The organism is Pseudarthrobacter sp. GQ63, assembly GCF_059758765.1.
In genome coordinates, this window is record NZ_JCAXEF010000001.1 from 650,177 (window position 1) to 667,652 (window position 17,476).

Sequence of the window (17,476 nt, forward strand, 5' to 3'; positions counted from 1 at the left end):
TACGAGGGCCTATACCTTTCAAAAACTGGAAAAACTGGAGAGAACTATCAAGATCCTTGAAAACAAAGGGATGTAGGGCTTTTTGCAAGTGGAAAATTGGTGGAGAGAAGGTGGAGAGACCTGGATAAAAGTGGAAAATTGGCCAATCAACCTGTCTCACCGTGGTGAGGCACTCTCCTCTGTGGTTGGCAATCAGGAAAGCGCACAGCTACCGAAGTGTCTGGTTCTCAAGGCCACGTCGCGTACCTTGCCCTCGAAAGCGCCGAGACCGCGACCTCATTTGGTAAGCCGGCTCTTAGCGCCTGCCCCCCTCCTCAGCCCCGATCGTCGAGATTCTAGTGACGTTCATCACTTTCTAGCTGTTTTTGGTGCCCAAAATCGCCCAACCGGTGAGGGTAGGCGCCTCTGCCGCACTCCTTACTACTAGGGGAAAAAATTCTTCGATGAGAGCAAGACCGCCACCAAGAAGAGAGAAGACATGAACCACCACCTCACCGCCGCCCTTCTGACACTGCCCCTTCGGGAAGCCGTCGAGGTCCTTGGCGCCTACGGCACAACCGAACACCTGCCCGACTCTGCCTTTGAGGCCCTCCAGGACCTGGCCGACACCGCCTTGGCATGCTTCCCGGAGGTGGAAGCCGCCTTCTGGGCCCTCATGGATGCCCAGGGCCTTGGCCGGGGACCCAATACCTTCAACTACCTCGCGGATGCACATCGTCTTCTGGTGCCGGCCGTCGGAGGTGCCGTTTACCCGTTCATCGCCAGGAACGGCGAGATGAGCGTTGCCATCGACGCAGATACACCTCTGCTGATGATGCTCCCTCGCGTTCAGGTCGAAGAGCTTTCCGCAGCCCTCCATGCTGCCTGAGTACTGCTCGATGATTGCCTTGGGAAAGGGGCCGGGGAGTTGAGAATGTACACGCACCACCGGCCGCTCATTCTGACGACGCTCAGGCGCGGCGTATCCGTATACGGAACTGACTGTGTGAAAAACTGTTCACATGACTACGCCACAGAACGACGATGCGAAGCTGCTCCGACTGGCCGAGACGCGGCTTCGTGCCGCGGCCGCGGGGGAGAGGGAGGCGCGCGAGAACCTGACGGCCGCCGAGGACCTCATGCTGAACGAGATCGAGACGGCCAGGGACCTTGGTATGACCTGGTCCCGGATTTCGGAGGTGACGGGCCTGACCGACACCCAGGCGCAGTGGCGCATCCACCGCAACGATCCCTCTGTGAAAGCGCTGCGGGAGCGCGAGCTGGTGCCAGAGGGGGAGAAGAAGTCCAGGACAGGGGCTCGGCCGGGCCAGGGGCCTGGCCTGTCTGTCTCGGAATGGGCACGGCAGGCCGGCAGGACACGCCGGACTGTATACCTCTGGATCGAGGCCGGGAAGCTCGAGGTCACCAAGAACGCCCTGGGGCAGAACCGCATCCTCAGCGATCCGGCCGACTTCGGAGCCACTTCCGCCTAGTCCTCCAGCGCGACTCGGATCACATCCGGGACAAGGGCCGTGGAAACTCCGCAAATCGGCCAAAAACCTCTTTCAGTATCCATATACGTTATGAGAATTTATGTATACTGGATACCAGCGCGCTACATCGAAAGAGGAAGAGGTCCTGTTGAGCACCACGATCCCCCTGCAAGCAAGCCGCCTCGACCGCGAGGCCTTTAGCGACCACTTCAATGCATTCTGGGGCTTCCACGAATACCCCGCGGATGCCGTGCTGACGGTCACCTACGAGAAGACCATTGGCAAGAGCGCCAAGGCTTCCGTCCACGTGCCGATCGACGAGGCTGCGGTCTGGAAGGTCCTCAGCAAGGTCGGCTCCGACCGTAAAGTGTGGATCGGCATCGCGCCGCGCTCGATGGAGAAGCTCCTCGAACGCGTTGAGGAAAACAAGGCCTGGAACGCGGAGCACGGCGACGAGGTCCGCGCTTTCAACGAAGAGAAGGCGGAAGACATCAAAGCCGGAAGGGTTCAGCGCAAAAAGCTGAAGGCCACCGACCTGATGTGGATCCGCGGAGCCAAGACTGACTGCTACGCCATGCCTGGCTTTGCGCTGGACCTGGACGTGAACATGGAGTCCTCCGAACACGACGAGCACAAGCTCGACAAGCCGGCAGACGACGGCAAGGAAGTGAAGATCTTTCCGTCTGCCGAACTGGCCCAGAAGTGGGTGGACGAGTGCCCGTTCGAATCCACACTTGAGATCTGGACCGGAGGTGGGTACCACATCTGGTACCGGTCCGCGAAGCTGATGAGCCTCGAAGAGCAGGAGCAGGCCCTGGCCCGCTTCAAGGCCTACTGGGCCGGCGTCAAGGAAAGCTACGGCATGCACATCGACGTCAGCACCCTGGAGACCACCCGCGTGATGCGGCCGGCCGGTTCCCTCAAAGGGAAGGGTGAGGATGCGGTGTACTACACCCCGATCGAGACCGTGAGCTGCAAGCCCGACGCCGCCTTCACCGCCGAGGACATCGCCCTGCTCCCCGAGTACGTCGATCCCCGCCATGAGCGCCGGGTCGTCAACGACGACGGTACGGTGGCGGTCCGCCCGCTCTCTACCCGTACCCAGGCAGAGAAGGACGCACTGCCCGGCACCAAGCTCTCCCACAGCCTGCCGGTCTCCGTCCTGCTCGAGGATGTCCTGGAGTTTGAGCGCAACGGCGACAAATTCACGGCCCCCTGGGACGGCCACTACGAGCAGGGCGCTGTCCACGCTGCCCTCTACACTGCGGGTGACGGCGCCGAGCTGGTCAAGGTCTACGGTGAGCGAACCTCAGCCGATCTGGGTCTCGACGGCTCCCGCTCCTGCAGCTCGTTTGGCCTGCTCATCAGCTACTGGTGCAAGGGGGACAAGCATCTGGCAGCACGGATCGCCCGTCACTTCGAGGACGACGCCGACGGCCTGGTGGAGCTGCTGCAGACCGGCCCGACGGCTGAAGAGCTCGCCGAGCAGTTCCCTGTCCCCGCCGCCGACATCGAGGATCCGTTCAGCGCCGGCACTCCCTACTACGACGAGACCGACACCCAGATCGACGTCGTTGATGACACCGCCCCGGGTCGTGCCGTGGAGGTTGGCGAGGAAATCCAGGCCGAGATCAACGACGCCCTGGCTGCCGTCGAGATCCCCACGGAGCCCACCGCCCGCGAAGCCTTCGCCGGCGAAAAGTCCCTGAAGTGGAAGATCCCCGGCGCAGAGAACTTCTTCATCCAGGTCGCCCCGGGCGCCACCGGCCTCTGGGAGTCCTTCTGGGTTGAGGACGACAAGGGCAACAAGAGCCAGAAGTTCCGCCGCATCACCGACTGGGTCGCTTGGCGCAGCGAGGCGATCGCGCCACGGCGCCTGTCACCCGAAGGGAAGTCGATGCCCGCAGCGGATGCCAAGTACACCGTGCAGCTCCTCAACGACTACGGCCTGTACGAGGTGGATGGGCTCAGCGCCAAGGACTCCGTGGACGCGGCCGTCGTGCTGGAAAAGCTGAACAGCGGCTCCACGCTGCCGGTCAAGGTCGATCACAAAAAGCACATGGAGAACACCCTGCGCGCCCTCGGCCGTCACGACGCCCAGCGTCTGCTCGACCAGTTCACCTCCACGGGAATCCTGAACGAGAACGGCAAGCATGTCTACCTGGCTCCGGCAGGATCCATCAACGCCGAAGGCGTCACCCACGCCTACTCGGTCGACGCTCCTGCCGGTTCGCAGGACAACGCGCTGCGCCCGTCCCAGGCTGCAATGGGGTTCGACCACATCGCCGAGGGTGAAGAGCTCGTCAAGGGGGTGAAGGCCTACAAGGCCTACATGGCGATTACGCCCGAGCGTGTTGATCACGGCATCGCTACGCTTGGTGCCCTGATCGCCGCACCGCTGCCGATGAACCGGTACACATCCGTCGTCCTCTACGCACCCCCTTTCTCGGGAAAGAGCATGTGTGCCTCCAGCGTGCAGGCCTTTTACTCCGGCGTCGGGGTGGACGGCGCCAGCTACAGCATGACCTTCTCCAACAAGAGCACCGCCATCGGTGCGGGGCTGGTGGCCGGCTGGCACTCCAACAGCCTGGGCACGTTCGACGATTACCGGATGTCCGGGATCGTCCAGGACGACCTGAAGCGGACTGCGGCGTTCGAAGCCATCATCCAGGGCTCTTACGGCGCGGACGGCAGGGCAGCCGGTTCTGCCGAGGGTGGTCTGCGTGCATCCACCACCGCGACCACCACGTCGTTGATCACCGGCGAGGGCGCCCCTGCCTCCTCCGGCACGGCCATCCACAGCCGCTACGTCAAGATCCAGATGAACGCCGAGGACTACCGGATCACCCCTCGTAACGCCTCCCCACTGGACACGTTTATCGACGAGTTCGCCAACACCGGGCTGGCACGGGCCACGTACGCGAGCTACATCCAGTGGATCATCCGCCGGATTGACCTTGGCGGCATCGCAGCCTTCAAGGAGGAGGTCAGCAAGCGCAAGAAGGGCTGGGAGAGCGACACCAGCGGCCGCTCCGCGGAGACCGCATCGGTGCTGGCCGTCGGCTGGATGTACCTGCACGACTGGGCAGCGGAGAAGGGCCTCAGCGACGCCCTGCCGTCGATGGATGAGGTCACCGCGACACTCCTGGCAGTGGCTGCCGAGAACGCCGCCAGCACTGCCGAGCTGTCCCCGGGCAGCCTGGTACTGCGGAAGATCGGCGAGATGATCGCCGGTGACGCGGCCTACGTTGAGAGCCACACCCTGAAAGTGCCCCACGGCAACGAACGGAACCTGGGCTGGAAGTGGGACGACTTCCGGGACCAGTGGGGCTACGGCAACCGGATGCTGGGCGGCTACCTGTCCGAGGACCGGAAGTGGATCGCCGTTCCGGCCAACGCCATGAACACCTTCCGCAAGCTGGCTGGCCTGACGGAGGTCAGCGCCAAGCAGTTCCAGGGGATGATGGCGGACTTCGTCCGCCCCGGCACCAAGCCGGGCGACAAGGCCAAATCCGATCTGCGTATCAAGAAGCAGATCAACTGCTACACATTCTCGGTGGAGAGCCTGGAGCTCGACCTGGTCCCTGTTGGCGAGGTGGCGGCCCCCGCTGCGACTGTCGCGAAGCAGGCAGCCAAGCCGGCACCGAAGCCCGTGGCTGTGCCGGTCGGCACCGACAACCTCGACTTCGACGACGACTTCTAGCCGGAGGTATACAACTTTACGCCGTAAAGTTGAACTAGAAAGGAGGCGGCATGCCCGCTTATGCAGAGGCCGAGAACGTCCCTCAGGTTGCCTACCGGGTCAAGGAGGTGGCCGCAGCGCTCGGCCTGACCCTGGCAGCCTGCTACCAGCAGGTCGAGAGCGGCGCCATCCCGCACGTGAAGGTCGGCGGCCGGGTGTTCATCCCGGCCCGCTTCTTCACGGAGCGGGGCCTGGAGACCCCGGCACGGATGCAGTACGCCGACGGTGCGGTCCTGGGGGTACCGGCGGCGTACACGGTGGCGGAGGTCGCCGCAGCCCTCGGCTCGGCCATCCCGAACATCTACGGGCTTGCGTCCCGGAAGGTGATTCCCACCTACAAGGACGGCGCCAGGCGCCTGGTGCCGGCGGGCTTCTTTGCCCAGGCCGGGCTGGACGCCCCGGTGCTCGATCTCCGGAAATAACGCCGTAAGATAAAGCGTTATCCATAACGAATACGTATACTGGATACATGAGGAAAACGATGCAGCACAGCGGAACGGTTGAACGCGTCGCTTACTCCCTGCAGGAGACTGCAGAGGCGACGGGGAAGACCTTCAGCGCCGTCTACCAGCAGATGATGGCCGGCAAGATTCCTACCTGCCGGGTAGGGCGCAGGCATCTGGTACCTGCGTCCTACTTCGAGGAACACGCCATCATCCCGGTCCAGAAGCACGCCTAGGCCGTGCTGACGGAGCAAAGGCCCAGGGTGAAGAGGCCGCCGCGGTATGTGGCGCCCCGTTTCCGCTTCGATGAGTCCCGGGGCTGGTTCGTTGTGGGGCCGCAGTCGGTCATGCAGCTCGGGCCGGTGAAGGTCTTCAGGAAGAACGGCACCTCGAAAACCGTCGTGATCAAGCGCCTCGAAGAGCCTTACGAGGACCGCCATTTCGTGTACGTCGACGGCGTCTTTGGTGGCCAGTGTGAAAAGCCGTGAGGCCCGTCGGGACCCAGGCCGCATAGAAGCAAAGTAGGGACACGGCAACGCATGGTGGCCCCGACCAGCCGCGAATTCGAATCCGCCGCCGGCCAACCCGCAAGCGCAGCAAAAAGTGACAGGCGTCGGGACCCGGACCGCATAGAAGCAAGGCAGAGGCACCACAACGGATGGTGCCCCGATCGCGGATTTCGAATCCGTCACCGGCCCGCCAACAGGAGCTGCAGAAAGTGACAGGCGTCGGGATCCGGACCGCATAGAAGCAAGGCAGGGGACACCACAACGGATGGTGGACCCGACCAAACCAACCCGCGCAGAAATTGCACAGAGAGACAGAGGTTACTCATGACCGCACCCCAGACCGAAGCAATCGAACGCACCATCCCAACCGAGGCGTGGAAGCACCTCGTCCCCGCCACGTTCCGGGACGGTCGCCTCTACCCCTACCTCCCGGACCTCGAGGAGCTCTTCCAGGACATCAACCCTGACGAGTACTACGTGGAAAGCGGCGATCAGGAGGCCATCCACTGGCTCTCGTACTTCACCCTGGAAAACTACAGCGAATGGGCAGGAGCCGCGATCGTGGGCCTGCGGGCTCCGTCCTTCGAGGACACCTTGTTCCGCTTCGACGACGTCGAAAAGTTCGTCGCCAACGGCTACCGCCACCCCCTCCGGGAGCCCGGCGAGCCCGACTGGTACCACCTCCTCTGCGTCTGCAACCACACGGAGGAGGAGCTGAAAGCCTGGGCCAAGTCCGTGGGTATCGTCCCTCAGCGGGATCTGCCCGAGTGTGGCACCGGCTACGGCCACGTCAACGGACTCCACACGCTGCCCGCCGGTAAGAAGGGCCTGCTCCACGCGCTGAAGAGGTTCAGAAAGGCCCGTCCGCAGCTGATGCACATGAGGCTGGTCAGGAAGGCCCTATAGCTCAGGCCGACAGTCCTCCCTCGCGGACATGAGGGAGGCCTGTCGGGACCCAGGGCGCATAGAGAGCAGCGAAGCATTATTCCCCTGGCGAACGCGCAACAAATGCATTGCCAGATGTACCGCTTTGAATGCATATACGGTACACTGAAAGAGCAATAAGCCGTTCCCCAGATCTCCTCCGCTTGGTACCCGGAGGATGGCGCGTCTGACGCTCCTGGGAGGCGGGGGAGTTTTGTCCTCTTTCAGCCCCGCCTCCTGGAAGCTTTTGAAGCCCGCAGTGCCGATACCAACACCACAGAAAGAGGCACCAAATGACGACCATCCTGGCCTCCACCGAGGTTTACACCTCGTTCGAGCGCTCCCTCGGACGGAAGAACTCCGCCGACGGCTCGGCCCTCGAGACGCAGTTCGCCCAGCTGGATCCATCGGAGCAGTTCGACGCACTCGTCCTGGCCTTCGACACTCTGGTGATCGGCCTCCGGTCCGATGGCAAGTCCGCATGGTCGTCCGCGCTCCTGGCCGCTATCGACAAGATGGCCGTCCACTTCCTGAGTGCCGGTCCTGCAGATGAGGACCAGTACCGAAAGGGGTCCTGCATCGAAGACGCCGTGATCGCTGGTTTGGCCGGCCGGAAGCATGCCCGCCGTGTTGTCCCCTACGCCACCGAAGAGCTGCTGTCTGTCCTCCTTGCAGCAGTCATCAAGGGCCACCCCGATCTCACGCTTGCGACGAGCCGGTTCTTCGCCAAAGAAGCCTTCGGTCCGGACTTCGCCGGCTTCCGCTCTGCCTTTGCTAGACCGACCAGCGGCGCCGCCCCCGCGGGTGCTGACACCTTCGACTGGTAATAACCCCTCACACCACTCGAAAGGGGACTTGAAATGAAGAACGTCGACCAGCTCCGTACAAAGCGCTCTGGCGTACTCTCCCGGCCGTACCGCGAGCTCCTGCAAGAACTGGCCGACGGCGGCGAAGTCGTCGAGCTGTTCCCCTCCGACAAGGCCCTGGCACCGAACTCCCTGGCGGTCGACATGATGTGCCGCACGCGCCCAGGAGAAGACGAGTTCGCGGCCGCCATGTTTCTTGATGACGCGGGTGTACTTCGTTGATGACTTCCGTGTGCGCACCCTTCGAAAATCAGGGCCTAACCGGCCGAACGGCCACTGATCCCCAACAGAAAGAAGAACCCATGTCCGCTGCTGTCCTTGATGCCCCCGCAACCTCGGATGAACGGGGAACGTTCACGCTCGAGGTCTACTCCAAGCCCGCCTGCGTCCAGTGCGGCGCCACCCACCGCAAGGCGAAGAAAAACGGCATCGTCTATGTGGACGCCCGCCTGCACGAGGACGACGAGCTGAACCAGGACGGCGTACGCGAACTCGGCAACAGCCTGGGCGTGACGTCAGCGCCTCTGTGCGTTGTCCGCGCCGCCGACGGCACCGTCGCCGATGCCTGGGGCGGCTTCAACCCGACACAGATGGACGCGTGGGCAGTCCGCCTCCCCATGACCCCGAAGGCAGCAGCCAAGAATGCAACCGAAATCGCCGCGGCCTCCCCTGATTTCATGGCTGCGTAGGCGGAATGAAGAGCAGGGGTTCCCCGTCCTACCAGCCGCTGTGCCATTCGGCGTTGCTGCGATGGTCAACGGCGCACCCGGGATGGGGTAGGTGGTGGTGCGGTCAGGGCGGAAGTAGCAGCGGATGTCTAGATTCGAAGCTGGCATCTTGTGAAGAATGACCTGGGTCTTTTTCGTTTGTTCCTCACACTTCCAGGCACGCTGCCATCACAATAGCTCTATGAAACGGTGGCGGTTAGCTTTGGTGATCATTGCGACGCTATGTGTGGTGGCAGTGGGGCTGACAGTATCGGGCCTTTGGCCCGCACCTTGGGGCAAAGAGGCCTCCCAGGAGACCTCTGAGCCGGCCGTCCACAGCATTGCAGTGAAGCAGGGCGAGGACGTCGTTTACCCCAGCCGGGAAGGTTCACCGGAGATCACAATCCCGGGCAGCGCCGTCTCGGGTGAAGGTCAGCTACAGGTGACGCCCGTGGAACTCGACGAAGGTCGAAAAGGCTGGCATGTTGACTTGTCAGGTGCAGAGCTCATTGGCAAAGTCACCATCACTTTCAAGGACGCCCTAGTGTCAGGTCGCCCTACACCCCTAGTCGGATACAACGAGAACGCGGGTGACACTGTCACCTATGTCCAAGACGTCCAGGTATCCGGAAAAGACCTGGTTGTGCAGACTAGTCACTTCTCGAACTGGTACATCGACACCCTTGACTGGCTTCGCGGCGAAATGGACAGGATCAATGCGTCTGCAGGACATGGCGAACAACCTAAGTGCGAGGGGGAATATCGAGCGCGGGAAGAGATCCAGGTTCAAAGTGACGGTGGAGGCGCAGTGAAGTGGTGCCTTGGACAGAACAGCAGCGGCCTGACTGTGCTCAAAGTTAATAACTCCCGCTCATATGCCGTAAGCCTTGAGAGGACGCCCGGTCTCTCCCCAGTCACAAGGAGTCTCGCTTCTTTCGGTGACGTGGTCCCTGGCCAGTTCGCGAACTGGATCACTCCGTTCGGGACCGGGAACACAGTGGACATAGTGGGCCCGGGAGAGACTATCGAGTACAACTTTCATGCAACCTCTGCAGCCAAAGTCCGAGTCGACCCTTCCGGACCAGCCTATGGTGCGACGGCCATCTGGTTTGCAGGTCAGACGGCGCAAATGATTTACAACAAAATATACAAAGACAACGTCGCGCTCAAAACTATTGGATACGCAATGGACTCGGCGGACTGCTTGATTGGCTTACAGTCCGTAATCATGGCTGATGTTAGCGACAGCGCGAAGGCAGCAAAATTCCTCAACGACGCGTATGACCTCGCCATGGCATGCACTAGCCAGGTGGTCGAAGAATTGGCCCGAGAACGGGGCGTAGACGAAATATTCCTGGCGACAGTTTCAGAGCTGCTCTCCTGGGTTTGGACCGGCGTGAGGACATCGGCCACAGGCTTCGGTGCCACCATAGATGTCCTTCTGAACGTGGACGGGTACGTCATCACCCTCTCCCGAAGGGCTCCCGGATCGACGGCGGCACCCACTGCCTCTGTAGTGCCACTAGGTGAGAATCGTGAACTGGTTGGAAACTGGAAGGGACCCGTAACCGGGCATCAGAACTGGTATGACCTGGAACTTGAACTACAGGACTTGGAAGGAAGTCTGCATGGGAAGGTGAACTACCCGCAATTGAATTGCAGCGGCACTTGGACCGAGGAAAAGCGGGAAGGTAACCTCGTCCAGTTCAGGGAGGTTATCGATCGGGATCCTGACAAGAGATGCATCAAAATCGTGACCGCCAGGCTCACCCGTACCGTGACGGGTCTGCATATAGACATCACGTGGAACTCTCTCGAAATCGCGTCAGAGCTTATCAGGCAGTAGTGCTCCAGCCGTAGTGAGCCTGCTATAAGAGCGAACAAAAGCGAAAGAGTGTCGCCCTTCCCCTACTGCCCCTACAACATAGGTCGCCACTCCTGTTTGTTGGATGGACGCAGCCCATTTTTCAACTTCCGATTTGCCACTGATTCGACGACCAGTCAACCGCGTCATCGATAGACGCGCTGTTGTTGCGGTTGGCGGTCTTCTCCCCGGGGAGCCCCGTTACACCGCAAAATGAAGTAACCGCATACGTCACTCCGGCGATATTTCCTACGTCGTACGCGTTCAGATCGTGTGATGCAAGTAGAGACCTAAGTGCGTCTTGTTTTTCTTCAAAAGTCTTTGCGGCGTATTCATCACAAGTGGGTGTCCCGGTATTAGAGCACCCGGTCGACAAACACACACAAAGCGCGGTAGTGACGATGGCTGCTACAGGGACAAGTTGAGGCATTTTTAGGCTTTTTTGTTGGGCAGCCTGCATGACTGATCCTTTCGACCCCAAATTCTTGACTGTAGGGGTTAGATCTGGTTTGTACCAGCCTCCGGTGAGTAATTGGGCTTCGGTGGCAGCGAATGAGCTTCGGTTTGCGACCAATGGGCGGCGACAGTTGGGATCAGGTGCTCGATGTTGCCCGGCAAGAACCATTTCGTCCCCTCTCGGGCGCTCAATGGCTTATCCATCTGGAGACTGCGCATCTTCTCTAAGTCAACCAACTCCTCGTTGGTCAGATGTGCTTCGAGTAACGATCGGTGCCAGACCAGCAGCGAGACAAGCCACCGGCCTAGCTTTTCGTCAACGACGTGAGGACCCCACAGACTAATATCGACGCTCCCCTTAGCTGTCCGAGTCCACAGATCAATGTAAGTATCCACTGCGCCAATCAGTGCCTTTTGCATGCGCAGCTCCACGGATTCGATCCACTCGTGTCTAATCTGCCCTATGGCGACCAAGCCTGCGCTACGGTTGGCGGCCCTACGCTTGCTTACAGCATTGGCGGCCAGAGAAATGGCCAAGCCCGCTGCCCCAAACCCAATCCATCCTCCCCCCTTATCGAAGTTCAGGGTAAGGAACGCAATCCGGCGGTCAGTCACGACTATCACAGTGTCATCGGGGAGAGACCATCCCTCAGCGGAACTTTTCACCCTGCACTGTCCGACAAGCTGCACCCTTTCGTCTCGTTCCAAGCGAAGCCTCATACCGTCGTCACTTGAAGCTCGCCAGTAGGACGAAGTCTCTCCTCCAATGGGCTGGAGGCCCAGGAGTTGGTCGGGAAGTTCCATATCGTCACCTCTTGCCCTCTTCACCAACCACAACGGCACTGCAAACGCTCGCCGTCGAGAGAGTTAGGTTACTGCGCATCAGTGCCGAGCGCTAGAGGTACCGCTGGGACTGCCCCTGGTTTTGTTGACTCCTTGACCTAGCGAGCTTGTCCTCGTGGGAAGGATGTTGACCATGCCCACGGCTTCTGGGGCGGAGTTCTGCGACGATGTTATTGATGTGGCCCGCAAAGGTGAGGCGCCGCTGGAGCAGATCGGGAAGGGTTCGGGCTTTCGGTCACGACGCTCAAGCGCTGGATTGCGACCGCTGAGCGTAAGGAATCCGAGGCCGGCCCGGCGGCTGCGGAGTCGGCCGAGATGCGGGAGCTGAAGAAGCGGAATCGGTTGTTGGAGCAGGAGAATGAGATTCCGTACCGGGCTGCTGCCTATCATGCCAGGGACATCAACCAAAATGACTCTTCTATGGGTTCTGTCAAGCCATGATGGTTTGCAACTGGCGAAAGATGGAGCGGCAGACATAGCTCGTCACGGGGCTGACGGGCGTCCAGGACATGACCACCTCTTACGAATCGGGATACGCGGTGACGACCACGAAAGCGTATGGGTCTGGGGTCTCAACGACCGAGGTCAGCTTGGCAACGGCACCACCTCCAACTCCACGGTGCCGGTGCAAGTGGGCTGAGGCCTGACGAAGGGGAACTCTCGTTCTCGATTGCCTCGATTCTCGGGATCCTTCGTTTTCAAAGAACCTGAGCAAGCAGTCACAGGGTGTGGATTTTGCCGATAAGTGGCGGCGTTCTGTGATCGCTATATGTCGCGCTGGTTGAGGGCAGATGTCTTGTACTGCCAGCGATCTAAGGCAGTTCGGGTACGAGCACATGCTGGTGACGCCGTCTGTGCTGGTTAGCGGGTGAGCCAGGTTGGACCGGTGGCGGCCGGGGCATGGTGGTTGACGTTGCTTTGGACGTCTTGTTATCTCCGTTTCGGAGCCAGGTTTCTTGTTAGGGTTCAAACCAGGCGGGTCCGGGCGTACTTGGCATTTCGGCGATGTTGGCCAGGACGAGGCTGTCGAATGTGCGTCTCTTGCCGAATCTCGAAAGGTCTGAATTTCGAGAAGGTTCGGTTCTGGAGAACATCTCGTCAAGGAGTGAATCGGCCTCACCGCTCGTAGGAAAAGTCCGGAGGAGGCATGAAGAACCTGAAGAACCTAAAGTTCTGCGGTCGAAGAGAACAATGGGTAAAAGGTTCTGCGAACATCAGCCGATCTCGAAATCCAAGCGCCGAGTGCGTGGCGAACTAAGGCTGCGAAGCGGAGAAACCCCTTCATGATGCCTGGGCTAGGCGTGTTCCCTTGGCACGGCGGGAGCTGGTATGGGCAAGCGGGAGGCGGGGCAGAACCCTATGCGAAGTCAGACTCGGCCGCCCAACCAGTACAGTGCAAGGTCGACTTCGCGAGCGGACCAATCGTGGCCGTGCCCCTTCGCCGCAGATGAGAGGTCGCCGACGATTTGCATGTAGCGTCCATACCTTCCCCGCGCTGAAGACAACGAGAGCCCGAGCGCTTCCAATCCCTTTTGGGCGCGTCGGTCGTACACGGCCATGTGTGCCGGCGCGGCTGCCGTCAGAAGCGCCGATGCCAGAGCATCTCCTCGCACGAAACCTGGCAGCGTGGACAGGGCGGCGCGGCCCGCGCTAGCAGCAGCGGGTACGCCCCTGGAAGTGTCGCTGACAGCTGCCACAGCCTTCGCTGTGACTAGGCGAACCTCAGCGTCTCTCATGGCCAACAGGTCCCTGACCCAGCGGGTATCGGCGCGTAACCTCTTCCAGAAAAGCAGGGAGCCAATGTCGGCCTTGCCGATGCTGGCTGAATCGCGCACACGTTCGCTAATTTCAAAGAACACCTCGTCATAGGCTGGCGAGGCCTCGGACTGGAAGTCCTGGTGCGCGCGGAGGAGAACCTCCCATGCCTCGATAGGCAAATCGTACGATGTCGAGTCTGCGTTAGTCATGCTCGAAGCATTCCACACTGGCTACTTCTCGGCCGGCTCGATGACCGCCAATCCTTCTGATGTCGGAGCGAGCTCGAGGACGGTCTGATCAGACTCAGTCAAAAGGGGCAAACTGTCCGGAGTAGCGTGAAGTGCTCGTGCGAGACGGCCGAAGCTGGTCCGAGCCCCAATGGTGCCCTTACCTGCGAATGCGATAGGTACCTTGCTTGAATCAATCTGCAAAACATTGAGGTCATCAAGCAGGCCCACGAGCTGCGACTGTCGGTCGGCGAGTACCAGAAGCTCGCTACGGAGGACCTTCTCGACATGAGGAAGCGAACGATCCCCGTTGGAGAACTCAGCTGCGATCTTCTCAAGCACAACCACTCGTGCCCTTAGTGCAAGTGCCTGATAAGTCTGGACTACCATCTGCTCGAATTTCTGTGCTTGGTTGTCCCGTTTGTCGACGAGCTCCTTCATAAGATCCGGTCCGTACACACGGTCCGAGCCCTGGTATTTCTCGGCGGTCTCCAGCCAACGATCGAGGCGGTTGATGTATGTGTTTGTCAGGGCATCGAGCTCGCCGAATGCATGTGCAGCAGACGAAATAGAGGGTATATGCGCCTGATCCAACAAGTACCCGGCAACCTTTCGAGCTTGTTGCTCTGCTGTTGTCAACACGGAGCGCTCTTGCTCATCCATACGGACCTGAATCCCGGTCACGGCGTTTTTGATCGCGTCGAGCTTCTTGTGCATCTGGTGCTGCGCGAGCATCTCTCCGGCAACGGCAAGGCCCACGGTTGCGATGAGAGGCCCAGCTGCAACGGTGGCACCAGTGCCCGCCACCGCCGGTACCAGCCGTGCGTGCCCGACGATTTTTGTTGACCCGCTGGCGCGGGCGATTCCCCGAAAACCGCCCCCAACGGCAGGGACGAGATCCCGTGCCACCGATCCGGTTGGCAGGATAACCTGGTACAGACCTTCGGTTGATGCGGCACGGCCGGCTTGTCCTGCCGCTTGGCTAATTGCCTTCGCGAATGCTCCCGAGGTTTGCGCGACCATGCCCGTCGGGGTGCTGCCCGCGGGCTTTGCGACGCGGCTGATGATGAGCGCCTCTCGATTCATCAGCATGCGGAGCATCACCTCCGTGCTGGGCTCCGCTTCCAGTGGGACGAGCGGAACAACAACGGCGTCTTCTTCAAGTCCCACAGGGCCCCCATAATCGTATTTAGCAACTAGCCAGTAAGTATCGCCTACCCAGGTGATTGACCTCCAATTTGGTCACGCAGCGCGGCGAAGGTCCACATGAAGGAGGGCGATTCACCCGCCAACGGGTACCGGAGTTCCAGTAAACGGAGTAACGCTCGCCACCGTTTCGCAGCAGGCAGCCGGAGTAGGCCATCTCGCCGGAGGGACGGAGGATGCATGCTAGGACGAGGCCGATGTACGGACCGTTTCCCGGGCTGCGCCTCTCGGGCTGAGAAATGCAAAGCCGGTTGCCAACAAGACCACGGCAGTCAGCAGGAGTTCGATGGCTCGGGGCTTTCCTGTGCCGGTCAGGAAAAGTTCGGAAGGTGGGGAGATACTTCGGAAGCCTTGATCGAAAGCTGTCCTGTGCCAAGGGCGGGCACCTGTACCCTGACTTCAACCATCACTACGTCCTGGGGGATGCAATGACCGAGAACTACCCGCCGGTGCCGCCGGCTCCGCAACAGCCTGAAGGCCAGCCGTTCACGGCGCCCGGCAACTTCCAGGGCAGCCAGCAGCCGCAGTACAACCAGGCGCCACCTGCGCCGTATGGCCAGCAGCCCTGCACGTAGCAGCAGCAGCCTCCGGGTCCGCAGCAGCCCCAGTACGCTCCCTACCCGCCCCAGCAGTACGCCCCGCAATGGTCTCAGCCAGTGCCACCGAAGCCCAAGTCCTCCGGATTCCGGGTAGCCGCTGGCATCGTCGGTATCGTGCTGGGCCTTATCCTGCTGCTCGCTTCCGGCGTGGGTTTTGGCGCCAACGTGATCGCCGGTCTCCTCCTGCTGATCGCCGCCCTGGGCAATATCGCCTCCGGTATCGTGCTCCTGGCAATGCAGCGCGGAAAGACCCGCGGTGCGCCGATTACCGCCATCAGCTTCGCCGGCTTTGCCCTGCTCGCCGCACTCATGGCCATCCCGTTTGCCGGCGGCGCGATCCTCTTCTTCACCGTTCTCCTGGCGGTCCCGCTGCTCGTCCTCATGGGCATGGGTCTCTCGCGCGAGATGAAGGAAGAGGCTGCGCCGTCTTACTCGGGGATCTGACACGTGGACAACTATGCGGAATTCCTACAGCGCCTCGATACGGCTGCAGCCAGCTTGAAGACCAGGCAGACCAAGCTCAGCTACATCCTGTGGGCGGTCAGCACCGCGGCCGAGCAGAATCAGTTCGGTTTCGACGAGTGGACCGAGCGCAGCAGCCGTCTGGAGGCGCTTCTGCGGGGCGGGGATCCGGCCCGCTCGGCCGGCCTCAAAGACCTCCAAGGGGTAGCGGCGAACATGGTGGCCGTTTTCCACGGCCGGTCGGAGCGGGTCAATGCCCGCCTGGCAGCAGTCCAAGCCAAGGTTGACCAGATCGACGGGTCCCTGCACAACCTTGAGCTGAGTAAGCAGAAGCTGACGTCCTCACGTGAGCTGGCGGGGGAGAGGGCGCGGCTCAGTGAGGCCATGCTGGGGCTGGCCGGGACAGCGGAGGGCATCGCCGTCGCTACCCCGGATGGTGGGCTCCAGGACGATTTGAAGGCTGCCAGGGAGGCCGTTGTGATGGCCGAGGCGCTGCTCGAAGTGAAGGGTAACTGACATGGCTCCTGCAATGCATGTGAAAATCATCGCCAGCATCACCCAAAAGCAGTGGTCCGGCCGGCCGGCGAAGGACGCCGGGTACCAATTCGTCGGTGCCGTGATCATGATGGTCGTCGTGTGCCTGTTCTTCATGATCTTTATCCCGCCGCTGCGGAATGTCGGGGTGGTATTCACCGTCTCCGCTGTCTCATCTTTGGTGCTCACGATCCTTTTCGTCACTAACGAAATACAGCGGGAGAAGCGGTTTCTAACGAACCTGACGGAGGCCGTCAACGAGTTCCTCGTTGAAAGCACCGGCGACCCCTCCAGCCGGATCACCGTGGACCGGTTCCGGCAACTGATTGAGTTCAGCGGCAAGCTTCCGTTGAGCATCAACGGAGTCCCCTGCCTGGAGCTCAAAGCCACGGGTGACCGAACCACAGACCGGCAGATTGTCGCCACCGTCACCGCCCCCGACTACGGTCTGGACAGCTTCGACAAGCTCCTCATGGAAGAGGCCAAGCGCTCAGCCTGACACGGGAGAGGCCCCGATCCGACTGAACAGACCGCGGCCTCTCTGTTGGCCTAGAAGGCTTTGGCAAGCGCCTCGGCGGTGAGGCGTTTGATGTGGCGCTGTTCAGTTTCGATGTCTTCCAGCAGGTCTTCGGGGTAGCCCATGAAGCCGCCGTGCCGGTAGAGGTTCTGCATGTACGCCAGAGCACTGAGTCCGCCACGGCTGTATTTATACATGACCAACCCTGTACGGTGCCCCAGCAATACGGGCATAGCAAAAGCCGCCGAAGCAAAAACCTACCAGTAGGGGTGTATCCCACAACTACTGGTTCGTCTCCTGTGCCTACCTAATCTGGCTTCCCCGCCTTGCCGCCGGGGCCATGCGAG

General features: G+C 61.0%; 21 protein-coding genes and 1 pseudogene. 17 read left to right on the top strand and 5 right to left on the bottom strand.

Features of this window, described 5'->3' with window-relative positions:
* The first annotated feature begins 478 nt into the window (after positions 1 to 478).
* The 11 genes from AC6CHP_RS03070 to AC6CHP_RS03120 all read left to right on the top strand — a co-directional run bounded on the left by AC6CHP_RS03070 (position 479) and on the right by AC6CHP_RS03120 (position 10,509).
* Positions 479 to 868, top strand: coding sequence for a hypothetical protein (locus AC6CHP_RS03070; RefSeq protein ID WP_498228134.1), 390 nt, complete (start codon positions 479 to 481; stop codon positions 866 to 868).
* A gap of 133 nt (positions 869 to 1,001) precedes the next feature.
* On the top strand, positions 1,002 to 1,472 hold the full coding sequence (locus tag AC6CHP_RS03075; protein WP_498228135.1) for a hypothetical protein: 471 nt from the start codon (positions 1,002 to 1,004) through the stop codon (positions 1,470 to 1,472).
* A 148-nt stretch (positions 1,473 to 1,620) separates the two neighbouring features.
* Positions 1,621 to 5,175, top strand: a complete 3,555-nt coding sequence (locus AC6CHP_RS03080; RefSeq protein WP_498228136.1) for a hypothetical protein — start codon at positions 1,621 to 1,623, stop codon at positions 5,173 to 5,175.
* 50 nt (positions 5,176 to 5,225) lie between these two features.
* The gene (locus tag AC6CHP_RS03085; protein WP_498228137.1) at positions 5,226 to 5,636 is read left to right on the top strand and encodes a helix-turn-helix domain-containing protein; all 411 of its coding nucleotides are present in this window, start codon (positions 5,226 to 5,228) and stop codon (positions 5,634 to 5,636) included.
* Positions 5,637 to 5,683: 47 nt separating this feature from the next.
* Entirely contained in the window at positions 5,684 to 5,893 is a 210-nt protein-coding gene (locus tag AC6CHP_RS03090) for a helix-turn-helix domain-containing protein (RefSeq protein ID WP_498228138.1), read from the top strand.
* 27 nt (positions 5,894 to 5,920) lie between these two features.
* Entirely contained in the window at positions 5,921 to 6,145 is a 225-nt protein-coding gene (locus AC6CHP_RS03095; RefSeq protein WP_498228139.1) for a hypothetical protein, read from the top strand.
* Between the two features lie 345 nt (positions 6,146 to 6,490).
* Positions 6,491 to 7,072, top strand: coding sequence for a hypothetical protein (locus AC6CHP_RS03100; RefSeq protein ID WP_498228140.1), 582 nt, complete (start codon positions 6,491 to 6,493; stop codon positions 7,070 to 7,072).
* 311 nt (positions 7,073 to 7,383) lie between these two features.
* Complete coding sequence (locus tag AC6CHP_RS03105; RefSeq protein WP_498228141.1) at positions 7,384 to 7,917, top strand: hypothetical protein; 534 nt, start codon at positions 7,384 to 7,386, stop codon at positions 7,915 to 7,917.
* A gap of 33 nt (positions 7,918 to 7,950) precedes the next feature.
* Entirely contained in the window at positions 7,951 to 8,178 is a 228-nt protein-coding gene (locus AC6CHP_RS03110) for a hypothetical protein (RefSeq protein ID WP_498228142.1), read from the top strand.
* 80 nt (positions 8,179 to 8,258) lie between these two features.
* A complete protein-coding gene (locus AC6CHP_RS03115) occupies positions 8,259 to 8,645 on the top strand; it encodes a glutaredoxin domain-containing protein (protein ID WP_498228143.1) in 387 nt (128 codons plus the stop codon).
* 220 nt (positions 8,646 to 8,865) lie between these two features.
* The gene (locus AC6CHP_RS03120) at positions 8,866 to 10,509 is read left to right on the top strand and encodes a hypothetical protein (protein ID WP_498228144.1); all 1,644 of its coding nucleotides are present in this window, start codon (positions 8,866 to 8,868) and stop codon (positions 10,507 to 10,509) included.
* Between the two features lie 121 nt (positions 10,510 to 10,630).
* Here AC6CHP_RS03120 and AC6CHP_RS03125 read toward each other — a convergent pair whose 3' ends face one another.
* A complete protein-coding gene (locus AC6CHP_RS03125; protein WP_498228145.1) occupies positions 10,631 to 10,987 on the bottom strand; it encodes a hypothetical protein in 357 nt (118 codons plus the stop codon).
* A 38-nt stretch (positions 10,988 to 11,025) separates the two neighbouring features.
* Positions 11,026 to 11,598 (bottom strand): hypothetical protein, encoded by a 573-nt coding sequence (locus AC6CHP_RS03130; protein WP_498228146.1) that lies wholly within the window; start codon positions 11,596 to 11,598, stop codon positions 11,026 to 11,028.
* 361 nt (positions 11,599 to 11,959) lie between these two features.
* Here AC6CHP_RS03130 and AC6CHP_RS03135 point away from each other — a divergent pair.
* Together AC6CHP_RS03135 and AC6CHP_RS03140 are read left to right on the top strand one after the other, a co-directional pair.
* A pseudogene (locus AC6CHP_RS03135) lies at positions 11,960 to 12,231 on the top strand (transposase); the annotation flags it as partial.
* Between the two features lie 4 nt (positions 12,232 to 12,235).
* Positions 12,236 to 12,466 carry an RCC1-like domain-containing protein gene (locus AC6CHP_RS03140; protein WP_498228147.1) on the top strand — a complete coding sequence of 77 codons (231 nt, stop codon included), beginning with the start codon at positions 12,236 to 12,238 and terminating at the stop codon, positions 12,464 to 12,466.
* A 727-nt stretch (positions 12,467 to 13,193) separates the two neighbouring features.
* On the opposite strand, the gene AC6CHP_RS03145 is transcribed toward AC6CHP_RS03140, so the two are convergent.
* The gene (locus AC6CHP_RS03145) at positions 13,194 to 13,793 is read right to left on the bottom strand and encodes a hypothetical protein (RefSeq protein WP_498228148.1); all 600 of its coding nucleotides are present in this window, start codon (positions 13,791 to 13,793) and stop codon (positions 13,194 to 13,196) included.
* 21 nt (positions 13,794 to 13,814) lie between these two features.
* Positions 13,815 to 14,981: a hypothetical protein gene (locus AC6CHP_RS03150; protein WP_498228149.1), complete on the bottom strand. Its 1,167-nt coding sequence runs from the start codon at positions 14,979 to 14,981 to the stop codon at positions 13,815 to 13,817.
* A gap of 365 nt (positions 14,982 to 15,346) precedes the next feature.
* On the opposite strand from AC6CHP_RS03150, the gene AC6CHP_RS03155 reads away from it, so the two are divergent.
* From AC6CHP_RS03155 to AC6CHP_RS03170, 4 genes are all read left to right on the top strand, one after another.
* Positions 15,347 to 15,592 (top strand): hypothetical protein, encoded by a 246-nt coding sequence (locus tag AC6CHP_RS03155; protein WP_498228150.1) that lies wholly within the window; start codon positions 15,347 to 15,349, stop codon positions 15,590 to 15,592.
* Between the two features lie 81 nt (positions 15,593 to 15,673).
* On the top strand, positions 15,674 to 16,060 hold the full coding sequence (locus tag AC6CHP_RS03160) for a hypothetical protein (RefSeq protein WP_498228151.1): 387 nt from the start codon (positions 15,674 to 15,676) through the stop codon (positions 16,058 to 16,060).
* A 54-nt stretch (positions 16,061 to 16,114) separates the two neighbouring features.
* A complete protein-coding gene (locus AC6CHP_RS03165) occupies positions 16,115 to 16,594 on the top strand; it encodes a hypothetical protein (RefSeq protein ID WP_498228152.1) in 480 nt (159 codons plus the stop codon).
* A gap of 1 nt (position 16,595) precedes the next feature.
* Positions 16,596 to 17,111 carry a hypothetical protein gene (locus tag AC6CHP_RS03170; protein WP_498228153.1) on the top strand — a complete coding sequence of 172 codons (516 nt, stop codon included), beginning with the start codon at positions 16,596 to 16,598 and terminating at the stop codon, positions 17,109 to 17,111.
* A gap of 50 nt (positions 17,112 to 17,161) precedes the next feature.
* On the opposite strand, the gene AC6CHP_RS03175 is transcribed toward AC6CHP_RS03170, so the two are convergent.
* Positions 17,162 to 17,326: a hypothetical protein gene (locus AC6CHP_RS03175; protein WP_498228154.1), complete on the bottom strand. Its 165-nt coding sequence runs from the start codon at positions 17,324 to 17,326 to the stop codon at positions 17,162 to 17,164.
* Between the last annotated feature and the right edge of the window lie 150 nt (positions 17,327 to 17,476).